The sequence below is a fragment of the Saccharopolyspora endophytica genome, from assembly GCF_018070075.1.
GTDB classification, from domain to species: domain Bacteria; phylum Actinomycetota; class Actinomycetes; order Mycobacteriales; family Pseudonocardiaceae; genus Saccharopolyspora; species Saccharopolyspora endophytica.
This window is the reverse complement of the sequence record NZ_JAGPXE010000012.1, coordinates 160,743-178,941: the sequence shown is the minus strand read 5'-3', so window position 1 is coordinate 178,941 and position 18,199 is coordinate 160,743. Positions and strand designations below refer to the sequence as shown.

Below are 18,199 nucleotides of genomic sequence, written 5' to 3'. Positions count from 1 at the left end.
TCACGCCGCGCCGCGGCAGTCGTGGAGGTGCGTGGTCGAGGTCGTGTCACCGCCGTAGGCGGCGGGGTCGACGATCGCGCAGTGGCGGGCGACCCATGCCATGGAGGCGTCCACCACGGCGGTGTCCACCTCGCCGCCCATGCTCCGCACGCCCGACGACCCGCTGGTCCACACGTAGCGGAGCTCGCCGTCCGCGACGTGCCGCTCCAGCTCCTCGACGGTCGGGGTCGGGTCGTTGCCGTTGTAGCCGCCGACGGCCATCACCGGCTGACCGGTCTCCAGGATCACCGGCGCCGCGACCATGGATCCCACCACCGCCACCAGCCAAGTCTCGTCCTCGTGCTGATCGGTGAGGTAGCGCATCAGCTGCGAGGTGACCTGCTCACCGCTGGACCGCTCGCCCCGTACACCGCGCCCACCGTCGCTCCGGTTCCCGTCGGGCTGGTCGCCGTTGTCGCGCATCCCGCTCGGCTGCATGCGGTTGGACTGCCGGCCGCCGTCGGCCATCGCGCGCCCACCGTCGCGCCCGTCACCCGGTCCGCCCGACCCACCGCTGGGACCTGCGGAGGGGAACGTCGCTTGCACCGGCGTCGACAGCGGGGTCACCGCGTAGGCGGTGGGGCCCGCGAGTGACGCGAGGACTCCCACCAGCGCACCGGCCGCGATGACACGACGCTTCCCGTCACGCCTACCGCGCGGGAGGAGCAGGGGAACCATCATCGCGGCACCGGCGATGAGCGAGACGGCTGCGACAACGGTTCCCATCCACGGCAGGAAGTCCTCGTTCTGGCCGAGCAGGTGGGCGCTCCAGAAGCCGGTCGCGGTGATCGAGACCGGGAGCAGCAGGCCCCACCACTCGGTGTCGCGGGTCAGGCGCCACATCGCGATCACGCCCATGCCGACCAGCGCGGCGAGCGGCGCGGCGAGGGCGACCGTGTAGTACGTGTGCCAGATGCCCGAGGCGAAGGTGAACACTCCTGCCGTGACCAGCAGGGTTCCCGCCCACAGCAGGAAGTCCGCGCGCTGGGTGTCGTGCCGGGGGCGGCGCCACAGGTGCACGACCACCGCGATCGCGCCGAACAGCGCCAGCGGGAACAACCAGCCGACCTGCGGGGCGACCTCGCCGCTGAACAACCGCGTCAGGCTGGAGTCGTCCATCCCGCCGCCACCGGGTCCGCCGCCAGGCGGCATTCCGCTGGGCATGCCCCCGCCGGGAGGTGTCCCGCCACCGGGCATGCCGCCCGGCGACCCGCCACCGGGGCCGCCGCCCATCATCCCGGGCGACATGATCTGGGCCTGTCCCTCGACGCGGCCGAGGCCGTTGTAGCCCAGCAGCAGGTCCAGGACGGTGTTGTTCGTGCTGCCGCCCACGTACGGCCGGGCCGAGCTCGGGACGAGGTCGACCACGAGCAGCCACGCCAGGCTCACCGCCGCCATCGCGACACCTGCCGCGCCCAGGTTGAGCAGCTTGCGCGGCCACGTCGGGCGGGCCGCCACCAGGTAGACCACCGCGATCACCGGCACCACGAAGAACGCCTGCAGCATCTTCGTGTTGAACGCCAGGCCGATCGCGACCGCGCACCACACCAGCGGCATCAGCCTGCCGGAGCGGATGGCGTTGGAGGCCGCCCACAGGGACAGCGCCAGCAGCAAGGTCAGCAGCATGTCCGGGTTGTTGTGGCGGGCCATCACCACCGCGATCGGCGTCACCGCCAGCGCGAGTCCCGCCAGCACGCCGGCGGCGGGACCGAAGCCCCGGCGCACCACGTGCTGCACCACCCACACCGCGATCACGCCCGCGATGGCCTGCGGCAGCAGCAGGCTCCAGTTGTTGAACCCGAAGGCCCGCGCGGACAACGCCTGCAGCCACAACGCCAGCGGAGGTTTGTCGACCGTGATGAACGATCCCGCGTCCATCGCGCCGTAGAAGAACGCCTTCCAGCTGCGCGTCATCCCCAGCACCGCGGCCGAGTAGTAGGTGTTGGCCCACTGGTTGATCGACAGCGCCCACGTGTTGAGGAACGCGGCGAGCACCAGCACCGCACAGCGGGCGGGCGATGACCATCTCGGCTCCCCGGTGCGGGCGAGCGGCAGACGCAGACGTGCGGCCATGCGCGGATTCCTTTCCGGAACGGACTTTCCCGCGTCGAGGGTGGCGGCCCCGGCTGGGAGGACCGTGTGAGTTGGCTGCACATCCGCCGGGGGTGAGCACTCCCAGCCGATTCCCAGCTTCCGTCAACGGCGCTTGCACTTGCGTCGGGCTTGATGGATGCGGAACCGGATGAGAGGTGGTGGAGATGAGTGCCGTGCCGCAGCTCGGCCCCGCGACAACCCAGATCGAGATCGGGGCCGACAGGGCCCAGCGCGCGTCGAGGACCGCAACCGTCGACGTGGTGATCCCGGTCTACAACGAGGAACGTTCCCTTCCGGGGTGCCTGGAAGTGCTGAGCGGATACCTGGGCGAAGGGTTCCCCTTCTCGTGGTCGATCACCGTCGTGGACAACGCGAGCACGGACTCGACGCTGGACGTGGCGCACGGGCTGGCCCGGAAGATCCCCAACGTGCGGGTGCTGCACCTGGACCGCAAGGGGCGTGGCCTGGCGTTGCGCACCGCGTGGGGCTACAGCGACGCCGACGTCGTGGTCTACATGGACGTGGATCTGTCGACCGGGCTGGACGCCCTGCTGCCGCTGGTCGCCCCGCTGGTCAACGGGCACTCCGACCTGGCCATCGGTTCCCGGCTGGCGCCCGGTGCGCGGACCGTGCGCGGCGGGAAGCGGGAGATGATCTCCCGCGGCTACAACAAGATGATCAGGTGGACCCACGGTGCCCGGTTCACCGACGCCCAGTGCGGGTTCAAGGCGGCGCGCACCGACGTCATCCGCCCGCTGCTGCGGCAGGTGCGCGACGACTCGTGGTTCTTCGACACCGAACTGCTGCTGCTGGCCGAGCACAACGGCCTGCGGGTGCACGAGGTGCCGGTGGACTGGGTCGAGGACGTCGACACGCGGGTGAACGTGGTGCGCACCGCCACCGACGACATCGCCGGGCTCGTGCGGGTCGCGCGCGCGAAGATCACCGGCGCCGCGCGGGTTCCGGGGCTGCCGCAACGGCCGGAGCCGCGTGCCGCGCACCCGCAGGCGGTGCTCGCCAAGCGGGAGAACGGGCTGCTGTGGCAGCTGGTCTCGTTCGGCGCGATCGGCCTGGTGTCCACGGTGCTCACCTCGGTGCTGTACGCGATCCTGCGCGGTTGGTGGCCACCACTGCTGGCGAACCTGGTCGCGCTGACGGTCACGACGGTGTGGAACACCGAGGCCAACCGGCGCTACACGTTCCTGCAGCAGCGCGGCTCGTCAGGCCGGGTGCACGCCCAAGGGCTGATCGTGTTCGCGCTGTACTACGTGGTCACCTCCGGTGCGCTGCTCGGGTTGCACGCCTACTCGGCTGATCCGTCGCGCTGGCTGGAGGTCCTGGTCCTCGTTCTGTCCTCTGTGGTCGGTACCGCTCTGCGGTTCGTACTGCTCCGCTCGTGGGTCTTCGCGGCCCCGACCGAGGAAAAGGAAATGTCATGATCGCAGTCGAAGAGGCTGTGCCGCAGCGAACGTCGGGCGGCGGGTCGCCACCGGTGTGGCGGCGGCTCGCACTGGCCGGGACCTGCGTGCTCGCGGCCGTGCTCTACCTCTGGGGCATCGGGAGCTCCTGGGGCAACGGCTACTACACCGCGGCCGTGAAGTCGATGTCGACGAGTTTCGAGACGTTCTTCTTCGGCTCGTTCGACGCCGCCGGAGTCATCACCGTCGACAAGCCGCCGATGGCCCTGTGGTTGCAGGTGCTGTCGGTGAAGGTCTTCGGGTTCAACCAGTTCGCGGTGCTGTTCCCGCAGGTCGTGTGCGGTGTCGCCGCCGTGTTCCTGCTGCACCGCACGGTGCGGCGGTGGGCCGGGGAGAACGCCGCGCTGATCGCCTCGCTCGTGCTGGCGCTGAGCCCCATCACGGTGCTGATCAACCGGGACAACAACCCGGACACGCTGCTGCTGCTGGTGGTGGCCGCCGCCTGGGCGATGACCAGGGCGGTGTCCGATCGCCGCTCGACGAGCTGGATCGCGCTGGCCGCGTTCCTGGTCGGCTGCGGGTTCATGACGAAGATGCTGCAGGCCTGGATGGTGCTGCCTGCGTTCGTCGTCGCCTACCTGGTGGGCAGCCGCAACGGCTGGGGGCGCAAGGCCCTCGACCTCGGTGTGGCGGCCGTGGTGCTGATGGTGAGCTCGTTCTGGTGGGTCGTGGCGACCGAGCTGTGGCCTTCGCCCAAGCCCTACATCGGGGGCAGCACCGACGGCTCGGCGTGGGACCTGATCTTCGGTTACAACGGGTTCGGCCGGATCCTCGGCAACACCGCGGGCAACGGCGGCGGTGGGCCGGGCGGGGGTGGCCCCGGCGGCGGTGGCGGCGGTGGGTTCTCCGGAACCGCCGGTGTGCTGCGGATGTTCAACGAGCAGCTGGCCGGCCAGATCAGCTGGCTGCTGCCGCTGTGCGCGTTGGTGCTGGTCACGATGCTGGTGCTGGGAGTCCGGCATTGGCGCGGTGGGGGCGCCCTCCAGCGCGGGACGACCGCGGGTTGGGTGTTGTGGGGCGGCTGGCTGGTCGTCATCGGCGTGATGTTCAGCTTCGCCCAGGGCACCATGCACCCCTACTACACGACGATGCTGGCGCCCGCGATCGGCGCGGTCGTCGGTGCCGGGCTGGTGCGGTTCTGGCAGTGGTACCGGCAGCCGGGCGGGAAGGCCTGGTTGCTGCTGCCCGCCGGTGTCGCGATCACCGTCGCCTGGGCGATGGCCGTGGTGGCGAGGGACCTGAGCTGGCACCCGTGGACCGGCTACCTGGCCGTGGGGCTGGGAGCGCTGGCGCTGGTGGTGCTGGTGATCGGTCGTCGCGGGCGCGCGGGCCTGGCCGAGGCCGGGTTCGTGCTGGCGGTGACGGCGATGCTCGCCGTGCCCGCGACCTGGTCGGCGATCGGTGCGGTCGGCGGGAGCACCGGGATGGTGGGCGGCACCAACCCGATGGCCGGACCGCAGACGTCGATGGGCGGCCCCGGCGGCGGGTCGCGCGATGGCCGCATGCCGGGCATGAGCGGTCAGGTCCCTCCCGGGATGTCCGGTGACCGAGGCCGCGGTGGCATGGGCGGTGGCCCGGGTGGTGCCTCGCTGAGCGCCGACCAGCAGAAGATCGTCGACCACGTGAGGGCCAACGCGGGTGACGCGCGGATCCCCCTGGCGGTGGAGGGCGGCGCGAACGGCGCGTCGAGCTACATCATCAGCACGGATCTCACGGTGGTGGGCATGGGTGGCTTCATGGGATCCGATGACGCACCGTCGGTCGCCCAGCTCACCGAGTGGAAGCAGAGCGGCCAACTCGCCTTCGTCCTGCTGGGCGGCGGCCCGGGCGACATGATGCGCGCCCACGACGCCCAGTCCGGTCAGGCGCAGCAGGGACAGCGCCAGGGCGGCGATCGGGCCGGTTCCGGGATGCAGATGCCCGGGGGCGGTCGAGGTGGCCAGGCGGCAACGGACCGGGAGAACTGGGTGAAGCGGAACTGCACCCTCGTGGACCCCGTCACCTACGGCGGCTCGACCGACTCCTCCCAGCAGCTCTACCGCTGCGGATGACCCGGATCACCACCGTAATCGGTGAACGGAATACGGGAGTAATCCGGGACCGGATTACGGCGGTAATCCGGGTTGCGGAGAACGGGAGTGATCGGGGACCGGAGCACGGCGGTGATCGGGGGACGGATTACTCCCGTAATCGGGGGACGGAATACGGGAGTAATCCGGGTCTGGTCGCGGGGGTCGGGTGGGACACACGGGTGGGCTTTCAGCGGACGTCCAGGGTTTTCCCAGGGAAGTCGGTGATGCTGGAGGACGTGGTGGAGAGCAGCGGAGCGCGGGTGCTCGTCGTGGACGACGAGCCGAACATCCTGGAACTGCTGGCCGCGGCGTTGCGCCTGAGCGGTTTCGAGGTGCGCGGCGCCGCGACCGGTGCGGACGCGCTGCGCGCGGCGGCCGAGTTCCACCCGGACATCGTCGTGCTGGACGTGATGCTGCCGGACCGCGACGGCTTCTCCGTCGCCACCGAGCTGCGCGGCGGAGGCAGCACCGTCCCGGTGCTGTTCCTGACCGCGCGCGACGCGGTGGAAGACCGCATCGCCGGGCTGACGGCGGGCGGCGACGACTACGTCACCAAGCCGTTCAGCCTGGACGAGGTCGTCCTGCGGCTGCGCGCGATCCTGCGGCGGGTCCGTCCCGAGCCGGACGACAGCGCCACGCTGCGCTACCAGGACCTGGAGCTCGACGAGGACACCTACGAGGTCCGCCGGGCCGGGCAGCTGGTGAGCCTGTCGCCGACCGAGTTCAAGCTGCTGCGCTACCTGCTGATCAACGCCGAGAAGGTGGTCAGCAAGGTGCAGATCCTGGATCGGGTGTGGAACTACGAGTTCGGCGGTGATTCGCGGATCGTGGAGTCCTACATCAGCTACCTGCGGCGCAAGGTCGACTCGGTGTCGCCGCCGCTGATCCACACCATCCGCGGCGTCGGCTACGTGCTGCGGCTCCCTCCGGAGAACCGATGAGGTTCGTGCGCACGCTGCGCGGACGTCTGGTGCTCGTGCTGGTCGGGGCGCTGGTCGTGGGTCTGCTGCTGATGGGGTTCACCAGCGTCGCGCTGCTCCACCGCTCCCTGGTGGAGCGCACCGACGACCGGCTCGCCGAGATGTCGATGCCCTGGGAGGAAGGGCGGATGCCGCCCCCGGACCCGACGCACCGGCATCCCGACGGCCCCGGCCGGGGCGAGCTGCCGACGGACTTCCGGGTGCTGATCTTCGACTCCACCGGCCGCCAGGTGGGGGGAACGCTCGGCGCGACCGAGGGTGAGCCGGGAGGCCCCCTCGTGCTCGACCCGGAGCGCGGGCCGCTGGTCGGCACGGTCCCGGATCGGGCGGGCGGTTCGGATTGGCGGGTGCGGCGCGTTCCCCTGCCCGACGGGCGCACCGTGGTGCTGTCGTTGTCGCTGGGCAACGCCCAAGCGACGGTGCAGCAGCTGGTCGTCATCGAGCTGGTGGTCGGCGGGCTGGTGCTGCTGGTGCTGGCGCTGGCCGCCGCGGGGACGGTCCGGCTCAGCCTGCGCCCGCTGGCGCGGATCGAGGACACCGCGGATGCCATCGCCGCCGGTCAGCTGGATCGCCGGGTGCCGGCTCAGGATCCGCGCACCGAGACCGGCCGGCTCGGCGAGGCGCTGAACACGATGCTGGGCAGGCTGACCGACGCGCTGCAGCAGCGGGAGCGTTCCGAGGACCGGCTGCGCAGGTTCGTCGCCGACGCCTCGCACGAGCTGCGCACGCCGCTGACCTCGATCCGCGGGTTCGCCGAGCTCTACCGGCGCAGCGAGGAGCACCGGCCGGAGGACGTGCGGATGATGATGCGCCGCATCGAGTCCGAGTCGGTGCGGATGGGCGGTCTGGTGGAGGACATGCTGCTGCTGGCGCGGCTCGACCGGGAACGCAGCATCGACCTGGTGGACCTCGACCTGGTCCCGCTGGTCCGCGACGTCGTGCACGACGCCAGGGCGCGCGACCCGGAACGCGCGATCACCCTGCGGAGCCCGGACGAACTGCGAGTTCTCGGGGAGGGAGCCCGGCTGCGGCAGGTGCTCACGAACCTGGTCAACAACGCCCTGGTGCACACCCCGGCCGGTTCGCCGATCGCGGTCGACGTCGCCCACGCCGAGGTGAGCGGCCGGGCCGTCGCCGCGGCGGGGGCGGATGTCCGCCGCGGGACGAGGATGGTCGCGGTCTCGGTCACCGACACCGGTCCGGGGATCGCGCCGGAGCACGCGACGAGGATCTTCGACCGCTTCTACCGCGTCGACGAGGGCCGGACCCGCGCCGCCGGCGGGACCGGGCTGGGGCTGGCGATCACCGCGGCCCTCGCGCAGGCGCATCACGGCCGTCTCGAACTCCACGGAGATCCCGGCGGCGGCAGCACCTTCCGCCTCCTGCTGCCGGTCGTCTGAAAGCGAGGGGGGAGCCGCGACTCGGGTGGGAAGTGCGGCTCCCCTCCTCACGTCTCACGCGGTCAGAGCTTGACCGTGGGGTTGTGGATGTCGAACCAGACCGACAGGTCGAGGGCGCGCTCGAAGGTGTAGCGAGCGGCCATGTCGATGGTGGCCGAGTCCTGCTCGATGGCCTCGGCGATCCACTTCTCGTTCAGCAGCGACAGCGCGGGGCTGTCGGCCTTGACCAGGTCGCGGACCTGGCGCTGCAGGACCGCCGCGTACTGGGGGTCCTGAGTGGACGGGTACGGGCTCTTGACCCGCTCGACCACCGACTGCGGGAGGGTGTCGGCGGTGGCGTGGCGGAGCAGGCTCTTCTCGCGGCCGTCGAAGGTCTTCAGCGACCACGGGGTGTTGAAGACGTACTCGACCAGGCGGTGGTCGCAGAAGGGCACGCGCACCTCCAGGCCGACCGCCATGCTCATCCGGTCCTTGCGGTCGAGCAGGATGCGCACGAAGCGGGTCAGGTGCAGGTAGCAGATCTCCCGCATCCGCCGCTCCAGGTCGCTCTCCCCGTCGAGGGCGGGGACCTCGCCGAGCGCGGTGCGGTAGCCGTCGGCGATGAACGAGGGGATGTCGAGCGCGGCGGCGACTCCGGGGTCGAGCATGTCGAAGCCGGCGCCCTGGCTCTGCACGGCGGCCAGCCAGGGGAAGGTGTCGGCCGCGCGCACGTCCGGGTCGTGGAACCACTTGTAGCCGCCGAAGACCTCGTCCGCGGACTCACCGGACAGCGCCACCGTGGAGTGCTGCCGGATCGCCTTGAACAGCAGGTACAGCGACTGGTCCATGTCGCCCAGGCCCATCGGGAAGTCGCGCGCCTGCACGGTCGCGCGGCGCACCTCCGGGTCGGCGAGGGTGTCGGGGTCCAGCACGATGTCCTGGTGCTGCGAGCCGACGTGCTCGGCGACGTCGCGCACGTAGGGGCCGTCCGGGGTGGCGCGCATGGGGTCGGGGACGAAGTTCTCGGTCTGGCCGAGGAAGTCGACCGCGAAGCTGCGCACCTGCTCACCGCTCTTCGCGAGGTGCAGCCCGGACAGCGCGGTGATGGCGCTGGAGTCGAGGCCGCCGGAGAGCAGCACGCAGCGCGGCACGTCGGAGACCAGCTGGCGCTGCACGATGTCGTCCATCAGCTCGCGCACGTGCGCCACGGACGCCTGCTGGTCGTCGGTGTGCTCGGTGGCCTGCAGCTTCCAGTAGGTCTGCTCGCGCAGGCCCTTGCGGTCGAGGGTGACGACGGTGCCCGGCTCGACCTCGCGCATGCCCGCCCACACGGCCTGGCCGGGGGTCTTGACCATGCCGAACAGCTCGCGCATGCCGTCGGCGTCGACGACCTTGTCGGCGAGCGGGTTGGCCAGGATCGCCTTGGGCTCGGAGCCGAAGAGCACGCCGTGCTCGGTGGGGTAGTAGTACAGCGGCTTGATGCCCATACGGTCGCGGATGAGCAGCAGCTTGTCCTCGCGGGAGTCCCAGATGGCGAAGGCGAACATGCCGTTGAGGTGCTCGGCGACCTGGGCGCCCCACTCGAGGTAGCCGTGCAGGACGACCTCGGTGTCGCTGTCGGTGTCGAACCGGTGACCGCGGCGGCGGAGCTCGTCGCGCAGCTCGGTGAAGTTGTAGGCCTCACCGCTGTAGACGATGGCGACGTGGCCGCTCTCGGCCTCCATCGGCTGCGCGCCTCCGGGCAGGTCGATGATGGCCAGCCGCCGGTGTCCGAGCGCGGCGTGCCTGCTGACCCACGTGTCACCGGCGTCCGGGCCGCGACAGGTCATGGTGTCGCACATGGCGTCGACTGTGGAGCGGTGCTCGGTCAGGTCGCGCTGGAAGTCGATCCAGCCGGAGATTCCGCACATTTCCGGATTTATCCCCAATCTTGTTTGTTTCGTGCCATTTTCGGGCGTTTCGCGAGGAGGTTTCCACGCACCGACTTGTTAGCGACAGTAACGAGATCGTTGCATCGATGAAACCAACTGACGGAGTGAAGTCACCCACCCGCAAAACGCGCAGACCTGCTGAAAACGGGAGGAAAGCGGCCCCGTCAAGAACGCATCAAGGCCGCCCTTCGCCGCGTCAAGGACGCGTCATGGGACTCGACCGCGCATCCGGTGCGGGGCTTGGCTGGACCACGGTCGTCGAAGAGAACTCGAGAAGGAGTTGACCGGTCGTGGTCGATCTCGCCTACGCGGCGTTGCTGGTCGGCGGATTCCTGGCGCTGGCGCTGGTGCTGCGCGGTTTGGAGCGGTTGTGAGTGCCCTGATCGCCAACGCCGCCGGTGGAGTGCTGGCGCTGCTGCTCATCGGATACCTGTTCGTCGCGCTGGTCCGACCGGAGAGGTTCTGATGGGACTGCTCCAAGCAGGTCTGCTGGTGGCCGTGCTCGCGGTCGTCCACAAGCCCCTCGGGGACCACATGGCGCGCGTCTACAGCGCCGAAACCGACTGGCGCGTCGAGAAGTTCGTTTACCGGCTGGTCGGCGTGAACTCCTCGACCCGGCAGCGCTGGACCAGCTACGCGACGGGCGTGCTCGCGTTCTCGCTGGTCTCGATCGCGCTGCTCTACGCGGTGCAGCGGCTGCAACCGCTGCTGCCGCTGAGCCTCGGGCGCGGCTCCGTGCCGCCGTCGATGGCGTTCAACACCGCCGTCAGCTTCGCCACCAACACCAACTGGCAGTCCTACGTGCCCGAGGAAGTCCTCGGGCACGGCGTCCAGATGGCCGGGCTGACCGTGCAGAACTTCGTCTCCGCGGCGGTGGGGATGGCCGTCGCCGTCGCCCTCGTGCGCGGCTTCGCGGGCGACGGCACCGGCCGGATCGGCAACGTGTGGGTCGACATCACCCGCGGCTGCACCCGGATCCTGCTGCCGATCTCGTTCGTGGCCGCGATCGTCCTGGTCGCGCTGGGTGCGGCGATGAGCCTCGCGCCCGGCATCGAGGTGACCGGACTCGACGGGCAGGCGCACACCATCGCCACCGCCCCGATCGCGAGCCAGGAGGTCATCAAGGAACTGGGCACCAACGGCGGCGGCGTGCTCAACGCCAACTCCGCGCACCCGCTGTCCAACCCCGGCGGTGTCTCGAACCTGCTGGAGATCTTCCTGCTGCTGGTCATCCCGGTCTCGCTGACCCGCACCTTCGGCACCATGATCGGCGACCGCCGCCAGGGTCACGTGCTGGTGTCGGTGATGGCGACCCTGTGGGCGGCGATGCTGGCCGTGACCTGGTGGGCCGAAACGCACCCGAACGGCCCGGCGGCCCTGGCCGCGGGAGCCGCGCTGGAGGGCAAGGAGACCCGGTTCGGCATCGACGGCTCCGTGCTGTGGGCGGTGAGCACCACCGGCACCTCCACGGGCGCGGTCAACGCGATGCACGACAGCTTCACCGGACTCGGTGGCGGGACCGTTCTGCTCACCATGCTCATCGGCGAGGTCGCTCCCGGCGGAGTCGGCGCCGGGCTCTACGGAATCCTCGTGCTGGCCGTGATCGCCGTGTTCCTCGCAGGGCTCATGGTCGGGCGCACCCCGGAGTACCTCGGCAAGAAGCTGGGCCGTCGCGAGGTGACGGCCGCCGCCCTGTCAGTGCTGGCGATGCCGACCGCGGTGCTGTTGGGCACCGGGCTCGCGATGGCGCTCCCCGCCACCCGGGACGCCCTGAGCAACACCGGCGCGCACGGGCTCTCCGAAGTCCTCTACGCCTTCGCTTCCGCGGGCAACAACAACGGCAGCGCCTTCGCCGGGCTCACCGCCACCAGCACCTTCCTCCAGACCGCGCTGGGCGTGGTGATGCTGGTGGGACGGTTCGTGCCGATCCTGGCCGTGCTGATGCTCGCCGGCTCGGTCGCGCAGCAGCACCGCGTCCCCGCCACCGCAGGGACGTTGCCGACCACCGGACCGCTGTTCGCCGGACTGCTCGGCGGCACGGTCGTTCTCGTCGCCGCGCTGACGTTCCTGCCCGCACTCGCACTAGGCCCGATCGCGGAGGCCCTGGCATGACCACCACCCTCGAACCCGCGCTCGGAACGTCCGCCGAGCACCGGCGAACCGCCGCGGGAACCTTCCGACCACGCCGGCTGCTGAGCTCGGTTCCCGAAGCGCTGAGCAAGCTCCACCCGCGACACCAGCTGCGCAATCCGGTGATGTTCGTGGTGTGGACCGGATCCGCGCTGACCACCGTCCTGGCCGCGTTCTCCCCGAGCGCCTTCACGATCGCGGTCGCCGCGTGGCTGTGGTTCACCGTGCTGTTCGCGAACCTCGCCGAAGCCGTCGCCGAAGGGCGAGGCCGCGCACAGGCGGAGTCGTTGCGGCGCACCAGGACCGAAGCCGTCGCCCGCAAGCTCGTCGACGGCGGTGAGCGGAAGGTTCCCGGCACCGCGCTGGCGATCGGCGACGAGGTCGTGGTCGAGGCGGGCGAGACCATCCCCGGCGACGGCGACGTGGTCGAGGGCATCGCGACCGTCGACGAATCGGCCATCACCGGCGAATCCGCGCCCGTCATCCGGGAATCCGGCGGTGACCGCTCCGCGGTGACCGCGGGAACCACCGTGCTCTCCGACCGCATCGTCGTGCGGATCACCGCCGCACCGGGCGAGACCTTCGTGGATCGCATGATCGCGCTCGTCGAAGGCGCGCAACGGCAGAAGACGCCCAACGAGATCGCGCTGACCATCCTGCTGTCCACGCTGACGATCATCTTCCTGCTCGCCGTGGTCGCCCTGCAGCCGATGGCGGCCTACTCCGGTTCGCTGATCGAGGTCACGACCTTGACCGCGCTGCTGGTGTGCCTGATCCCGACCACGATCGGCGCGCTGCTCTCGGCGATCGGCATCGCGGGGATGGATCGGCTCGTGCAGCGCAACGTCCTCGCCAAGTCCGGCCGCGCGGTCGAGGCCGCAGGTGACGTGGACACGCTGCTGCTGGACAAGACCGGGACCATCACCTTCGGCAACCGCAGGTGCACCGAACTAGTCCCCGTCGACGGCGTCGGCCCGGACGAGCTCGCGGAGGTCGCCCGCCTGTCGAGCCTCGCCGACCCCACGCCCGAAGGCAGCAGCGTCGTGGCCTTCTGCGCGCAGGAGTTCGGCCTGCCCGAGCCGGCCGTCGGCGCGGAGGTGGGCGCGAGGAAGGTTCCCTTCACCGCGCAGACCCGGATGAGCGGCATCGACCTCGACGGCCGCAGCATCCGCAAGGGAGCCATCAGCGCACTCCGCGACCACGTGGGGGAACTTCCCGACCAGGTCGTGCGATGCGCCGACGAGATCGCCGCGTCCGGTGCGACGCCGCTGGTCATCGCCGAGAACGACCGCGTGATGGGCGTCATCCGACTGTCCGATGTGGTCAAACCCGGGATGCGGGAGCGCTTCGCCGAACTGCGCGCGATGGGCATCCGGACGGTGATGATCACCGGCGACAACGAGCTCACCGCCCGCGCCATCGCCGCCGAAGCCGGCGTGGACGACTACCTCGCCGAGGCCAAGCCCGAGGACAAGATGGCCTTGATCAAGCGGGAGCAGGCCGGTGGGCGGATGGTGGCCATGACCGGTGACGGCACCAACGACGCCCCCGCGCTCGCCCAGGCCGACGTCGGGGTCGCGATGAACACCGGCACCAGCGCCGCCAAGGAAGCCGGCAACATGGTCGATCTCGACTCGGATCCGACCAAGCTGATCGAGATCGTCGAGATCGGCAAGCAGCTGCTGATCACCCGCGGCGCGTTGACGACCTTCAGCATCGCCAACGACCTGGCCAAGTACTTCGCGATCCTGCCCGCGCTGTTCGTGGGCATCCACCCGCAGCTGGGCGCGCTGAACGTGATGGGCCTGTCGACGCCGAACTCGGCGGTGCTGTCGGCGGTGGTGTTCAACGCGCTGATCATCGTCGCGCTGATCCCGCTGGCGCTGCGCGGTGTCCGCTACCGGCCGTCCACGGCGGCCGTCCTGCTGCGGCGGAACCTGCTGGTCTACGGCCTGGGTGGCGTGGTGACGCCGTTCGCCGGGATCTGGCTGATCGACCTGGTGATCCGATTCGTGCCCGGAATCGGGTGAGGGGAGTGAGTGCGTTGCTGCGTCAGTGCGCGGCGGGACTTCGACTGCTGCTGGTGGCCACGGTCCTGCTCGGCATCGGTTATCCGATGGCGATCTGGGGAGTCAGCCGGCTCCCGGGGCTGGTGGCCCGCGCGGAGGGTTCGCAGATCGTGGCCGACGGCCGCGTGGTCGGCTCCTCGCTGATCGGAATCGACCCCGTGCCCGGCGACCCGGCGAGGGATCCCTACTTCCACACCCGGCCCTCGGCGTCGGCGGAAGGTTCCCTCGGTCCCGGCGACCCGGCCACCTCGGGCGGTTCGAACCTCGGCGGCTTCAACGGCGACCTCCTCGCCGCGGTCCAGGAGCGCCGCGCCGCCATCGCCGGCCGCGAGGGAGTCGCCCCCGAGGCCGTCCCGGCCGACGCGGTCACCGCCTCGGCGAGCGGCGTCGACCCGCACATCAGCCCCGCCTACGCCGAGCTCCAGGCGTCCCGGGTGGCGAGGGTGACGGGACTGCCCCTCGCAGAGGTCCACCGCCTCATCGCCGACTGCGAGGAAGGCGGCCTCGTGTCACCGATCGCTGTCAACGTCACGACCCTCAACGTGGCCGTGCACCGGGCCGCGCGGTGACGAGGGGAACGAACGTGTCGCGTGGCCCTGTCGCTCAGCCGAGACTGAGGGCGCCTCGGCTGGGGCGTGAGCGATGGCACCGGATGATGTTCGGCGCTAATAACAGCGGGCAGTAGGAGACTGGACGTCGTGGAACAGGGGCGAAAGCGCGGTGAGCTGCGGATATACCTCGGGGCGGCGCCGGGGGTCGGCAAGACCTACGCGATGCTCAACGAGGCGCACCGCAGGGCCGGGCGCGGCACCGACGTGGTCGCGGGGTTCATCGAGGACCACGGCCGCGCCAAGACCGCGGCGCTGCTCGGCGGGCTGGAGGTGCTGCCGAGGGCGGAGAGGTCCCATCGCGGAGTGGCGCTGACCGAGTTCGACGTGGACGGGATGCTCGCGCGCCGGCCGGAGGTCGCCGTCGTCGACGAGCTCGCGCACACCAACGTCCCCGGCAGCCGCAACGAGAAGCGCTGGCAGGACGTCGAGGAACTCCTCGACGCCGGCATCACCGTGCTCTCCACCGTCAACGTCCAGCACCTGGACAGCCTCAACGACGTCGTGGAGACCATCACCGGAGTCCGCCAGCAGGAAACCGTCCCCGACGAGGTGGTCCGCAGGGCGGGGCAGATCGAGCTGGTCGACATCACCCCGCAGGCGCTGCGCCGCCGCATGGCCCACGGCAACGTCTACCCGGCAGAACGGGTCGACGCGGCCCTGGGCAACTACTTCCGCACCGGGAACCTCACCGCGCTGCGCGAACTGGCGCTGCTGTGGCTGGCCGACCAGGTGGACGTGGCGCTGCGCCGGTACCGGGCGGAGGAGCAGATCACCGCCACCTGGGAGACGCGGGAACGGGTCGTGGTCGCGGTGACCGGCGGGCCGGAGAGCGAGACGCTGATCCGCCGGGCCCGCCGGATCGCCGCCCGCGCCGGTGCCGAGCTGCAGGTCGTGCACGTCCTGCGCGGCGACGGGCTGTCCGGGACGTCCCCTCGCGCGCTGGGCAAGGCCCGCAAGGTCGCCGACGCCGTGGGCGCCAGCTTCCACACGGTCGTCGGCGACGACGTCCCGGAAGCGCTGCTGGAGTTCGCCCGCGCCGCCGACGCCACCCAGCTCGTGCTGGGAACATCTCGCCGATCGCGCTGGGCGCGGGTGTTCGACGAGGGGATCGGCTCGACCACGGTGCAGAAGTCCGGGCCGATCGACGTGCACATGGTCACCCACGACGAAGCGGGCACCAGGCGGCTGCTGAAGAACCTGGCCCGCAACCCGCTGTCGGCGACCCGCCAGGCCTGGGGCTGGGTGCTCGCGGTGGTGCTGCCCGCGCTGGTCACGGTGCTCGCCACGACGTGGGTGGACGTCGCGGTGTCCACCGACGTCGTCGGCTACTTCCTGGCCACGATCGTGGTCGCGCTGGTGGGAGGAATGGCCCCCTCCATCGCGGCCGCGCTGCTGGCGGGCGGGCTGCTGAACTTCTTCCTCACCGAGCCGCGCTACTCGCTGATGGTCACCGATCCGGAGAACGTGGTCACGCTCGTCGGGATGATGCTGGTCGGGGTGCTGGTGGCCTTCACCGTCGACCGGGCGGCCCGGCTCGCCGAGCAGGCGGCCCGCGCCGGCACGGAAGCGGCCTTGCTCACCTCCTACGCCCGCACCGTGCTGACCCATCCCGCTCCCTTGGCCCGGTTGCTGGAGAAGGTCGCCGAGAACTTCGGCCTCACGTCGGTGGCACTGCTGGAGCGCGTCGACGAATCCTGGCGGGTCGCCGCGAGCACCGGGGGCGATCCGTGCCGGCGGCCCGACGAGTCCGATGTGGACATCGAGGTGACCAAGGACGCCCACCTGTCGCTGCGCCGCGCGGGCGAACGACCCCTTCCCGCCGCCGACCGCGTGGTCCTGGAAGGCGCGGCCGGGCAGGCGTTGCTGGCGCTGCGGCAGCAGCGGATGGCCGAGGGCGCCAGGGAGGCGCAGCGCCGCGCCGACGCCACGCAGCTGCGCACCGCCCTGCTGTCGGCCGTGGGCCACGACCTGCGCACCCCGCTGGCGTCCATCAAGGCGTCGGTGAGCAGCCTGCGCGCCCCCGACCTCCAGCTGTCCCCGGACGACACCGCGGAACTCCTGGCGGGAGTGGAGGAATCCGCCGACCGGCTCACCCGGCTCGTCGACAACCTGCTCGACTCCTCGCGCCTGGCCACCGGTGCCGTGACACCGCGGCTGCAGCCCGTCGGCTACGACGAGGTCGTCGCCCGCGCGCTGGCGGGCCTGGACGGGTGGCACCACATCGACCTCGACATCTCCGAGCGGCTGCCGCGCGTGATGGCCGATCCCGGGCTGCTGGAGCGGGTCGTGGCCAACGTCGTGCAGAACGCGCTCAAGTACGGCCGACCTGATGAGGGCCGCATCCGGGTCGGCGCCAGCGCCCACGCCTCCCGGGTCGAGCTGCGCGTCGTCGACCACGGGCCAGGACTTCCCGCCGGTGCCGACGACGACGCGTTCGCCCCCTTCGAGCGCCTCGGCGAGCACGGCGAGCGGGGTGACGCGGGACCGGGTGGTGTCGGCCTCGGGCTGAGCGTGGCGCAGGGTTTCGTGGACGCGATGAGGGGAACCATCCGCGCGGAGGACACTCCTGGTGGCGGGCTGACGATCGTGGTCTCGCTGACCGCGGCGGACCGACAGGGGGAGTAGATGACCAAGGTCCTGGTGGTCGACGACGAACCGCAGCTGCTGCGCGCCCTGCGCATCAACCTGGCCGCGCGCGGGTACCAGGTGCTCACCGCCGTCGACGGGAGGTCGGCGCTGCGCGCGGCCGGCGACGGCAAACCCGACGTCGTCGTGCTGGACCTCGGGCTGCCGGACCTGGACGGCACGGAGGTGATCGCCGGGCTGCGCGGGTGGACGACGGTTCCCATCATCGTGCTGTCGGCCCGCACCGACTCCGCCGACAAGGTCCACGCCCTCGACGCCGGAGCCGACGACTACGTCACCAAACCCTTCGGCATGGACGAACTCCTGGCGCGGCTGCGCGCCGCCGTCCGCCGGGCCAGCACCAGCGGCTCGGCCGACCAGCCGGTGGTCGAGACGGCGACCTTCACCGTCGACCTCTCCGCGAAGAAGGTCCTGCGCGACGGCGTCGAGATCCACCTCACGCCCACCGAGTGGGGAATGCTGGAACTGCTGGCGCGCAACCAGGGTCGCCTCGTGGCGCAGAAGCAGCTGCTGCACGAGGTCTGGGGTCCGCAGTACGCCAACGAGACCCACTACCTGCGCGTTTACCTCGCCCAGCTCCGCCGCAAGCTCGAACTCGACCCGAGCCGCCCCCGCCACCTGCTGACCGAACCGGGAATGGGGTACCGGCTGGAGCTCTGAGCCTTCCATGCGCGCTCGCGAATAGGGGTGGGAAGTTCCGGGAAGTGGGTGCTGGGCGGGTTGGAGCGCTGCTACTGTCGGTTCCGACCGGGTGATCAAATGCCGCCGCG

The 18,199-nt window shown here is 70.9% G+C and carries 12 protein-coding genes; 10 read left to right on the top strand and 2 right to left on the bottom strand.

The window, feature by feature from the left end:
* Positions 1–2,112 carry an ArnT family glycosyltransferase gene (locus tag KBO27_RS25395; protein ID WP_210972385.1) on the bottom strand — a complete coding sequence of 704 codons (2,112 nt, stop codon included), beginning with the start codon at positions 2,110–2,112 and terminating at the stop codon, positions 1–3.
* A gap of 185 nt (positions 2,113–2,297) precedes the next feature.
* Here KBO27_RS25395 and KBO27_RS25390 point away from each other — a divergent pair, with 185 nt between their 5' ends.
* From KBO27_RS25390 to KBO27_RS25375, 4 genes are all read left to right on the top strand, one after another.
* The gene (locus tag KBO27_RS25390) at positions 2,298–3,572 is read left to right on the top strand and encodes a bifunctional glycosyltransferase family 2/GtrA family protein (RefSeq protein WP_210972384.1); all 1,275 of its coding nucleotides are present in this window, start codon (positions 2,298–2,300) and stop codon (positions 3,570–3,572) included.
* Positions 3,569–5,662 carry an ArnT family glycosyltransferase gene (locus KBO27_RS25385; RefSeq protein WP_210972383.1) on the top strand — a complete coding sequence of 698 codons (2,094 nt, stop codon included), beginning with the start codon at positions 3,569–3,571 and terminating at the stop codon, positions 5,660–5,662. The genes KBO27_RS25390 and KBO27_RS25385 overlap by 4 nt, the downstream gene beginning before the upstream one ends.
* Before the next feature lie 245 nt (positions 5,663–5,907).
* The gene (locus KBO27_RS25380) at positions 5,908–6,624 is read left to right on the top strand and encodes a response regulator transcription factor (protein ID WP_210972382.1); all 717 of its coding nucleotides are present in this window, start codon (positions 5,908–5,910) and stop codon (positions 6,622–6,624) included.
* Positions 6,621–8,063, top strand: a complete 1,443-nt coding sequence (locus KBO27_RS25375; RefSeq protein ID WP_210972381.1) for a sensor histidine kinase — start codon at positions 6,621–6,623, stop codon at positions 8,061–8,063. Before KBO27_RS25380 ends, KBO27_RS25375 begins: the two co-directional genes overlap by 4 nt.
* Positions 8,064–8,125: 62 nt before the next feature.
* On the opposite strand, the gene asnB is transcribed toward KBO27_RS25375, so the two are convergent.
* A complete protein-coding gene (asnB, locus tag KBO27_RS25370) occupies positions 8,126–9,952 on the bottom strand; it encodes an asparagine synthase (glutamine-hydrolyzing) (RefSeq protein WP_210972380.1) in 1,827 nt (608 codons plus the stop codon).
* A gap of 391 nt (positions 9,953–10,343) precedes the next feature.
* Between asnB and kdpF the strand changes: the two genes are divergently transcribed.
* From kdpF to KBO27_RS25340, 6 genes are all read left to right on the top strand, one after another.
* On the top strand, positions 10,344–10,439 hold the full coding sequence (gene kdpF / locus KBO27_RS25365) for a K(+)-transporting ATPase subunit F (RefSeq protein ID WP_210972379.1): 96 nt from the start codon (positions 10,344–10,346) through the stop codon (positions 10,437–10,439).
* On the top strand, positions 10,439–12,085 hold the full coding sequence (gene kdpA, locus KBO27_RS25360; RefSeq protein WP_210972378.1) for a potassium-transporting ATPase subunit KdpA: 1,647 nt from the start codon (positions 10,439–10,441) through the stop codon (positions 12,083–12,085). The genes kdpF and kdpA overlap by 1 nt, the downstream gene beginning before the upstream one ends.
* Positions 12,082–14,133 carry a potassium-transporting ATPase subunit KdpB gene (gene kdpB, locus KBO27_RS25355; protein ID WP_210972377.1) on the top strand — a complete coding sequence of 684 codons (2,052 nt, stop codon included), beginning with the start codon at positions 12,082–12,084 and terminating at the stop codon, positions 14,131–14,133. Before kdpA ends, kdpB begins: the two co-directional genes overlap by 4 nt.
* Positions 14,134–14,138: 5 nt before the next feature.
* The gene (locus KBO27_RS25350) at positions 14,139–14,741 is read left to right on the top strand and encodes a potassium-transporting ATPase subunit C (protein WP_210972376.1); all 603 of its coding nucleotides are present in this window, start codon (positions 14,139–14,141) and stop codon (positions 14,739–14,741) included.
* Between the two features lie 129 nt (positions 14,742–14,870).
* Positions 14,871–17,408, top strand: coding sequence for a DUF4118 domain-containing protein (locus tag KBO27_RS25345; protein ID WP_307870607.1), 2,538 nt, complete (start codon positions 14,871–14,873; stop codon positions 17,406–17,408).
* On the top strand, positions 17,409–18,089 hold the full coding sequence (locus KBO27_RS25340) for a response regulator (protein WP_210972375.1): 681 nt from the start codon (positions 17,409–17,411) through the stop codon (positions 18,087–18,089).
* Positions 18,090–18,199 lie beyond the last annotated feature (110 nt).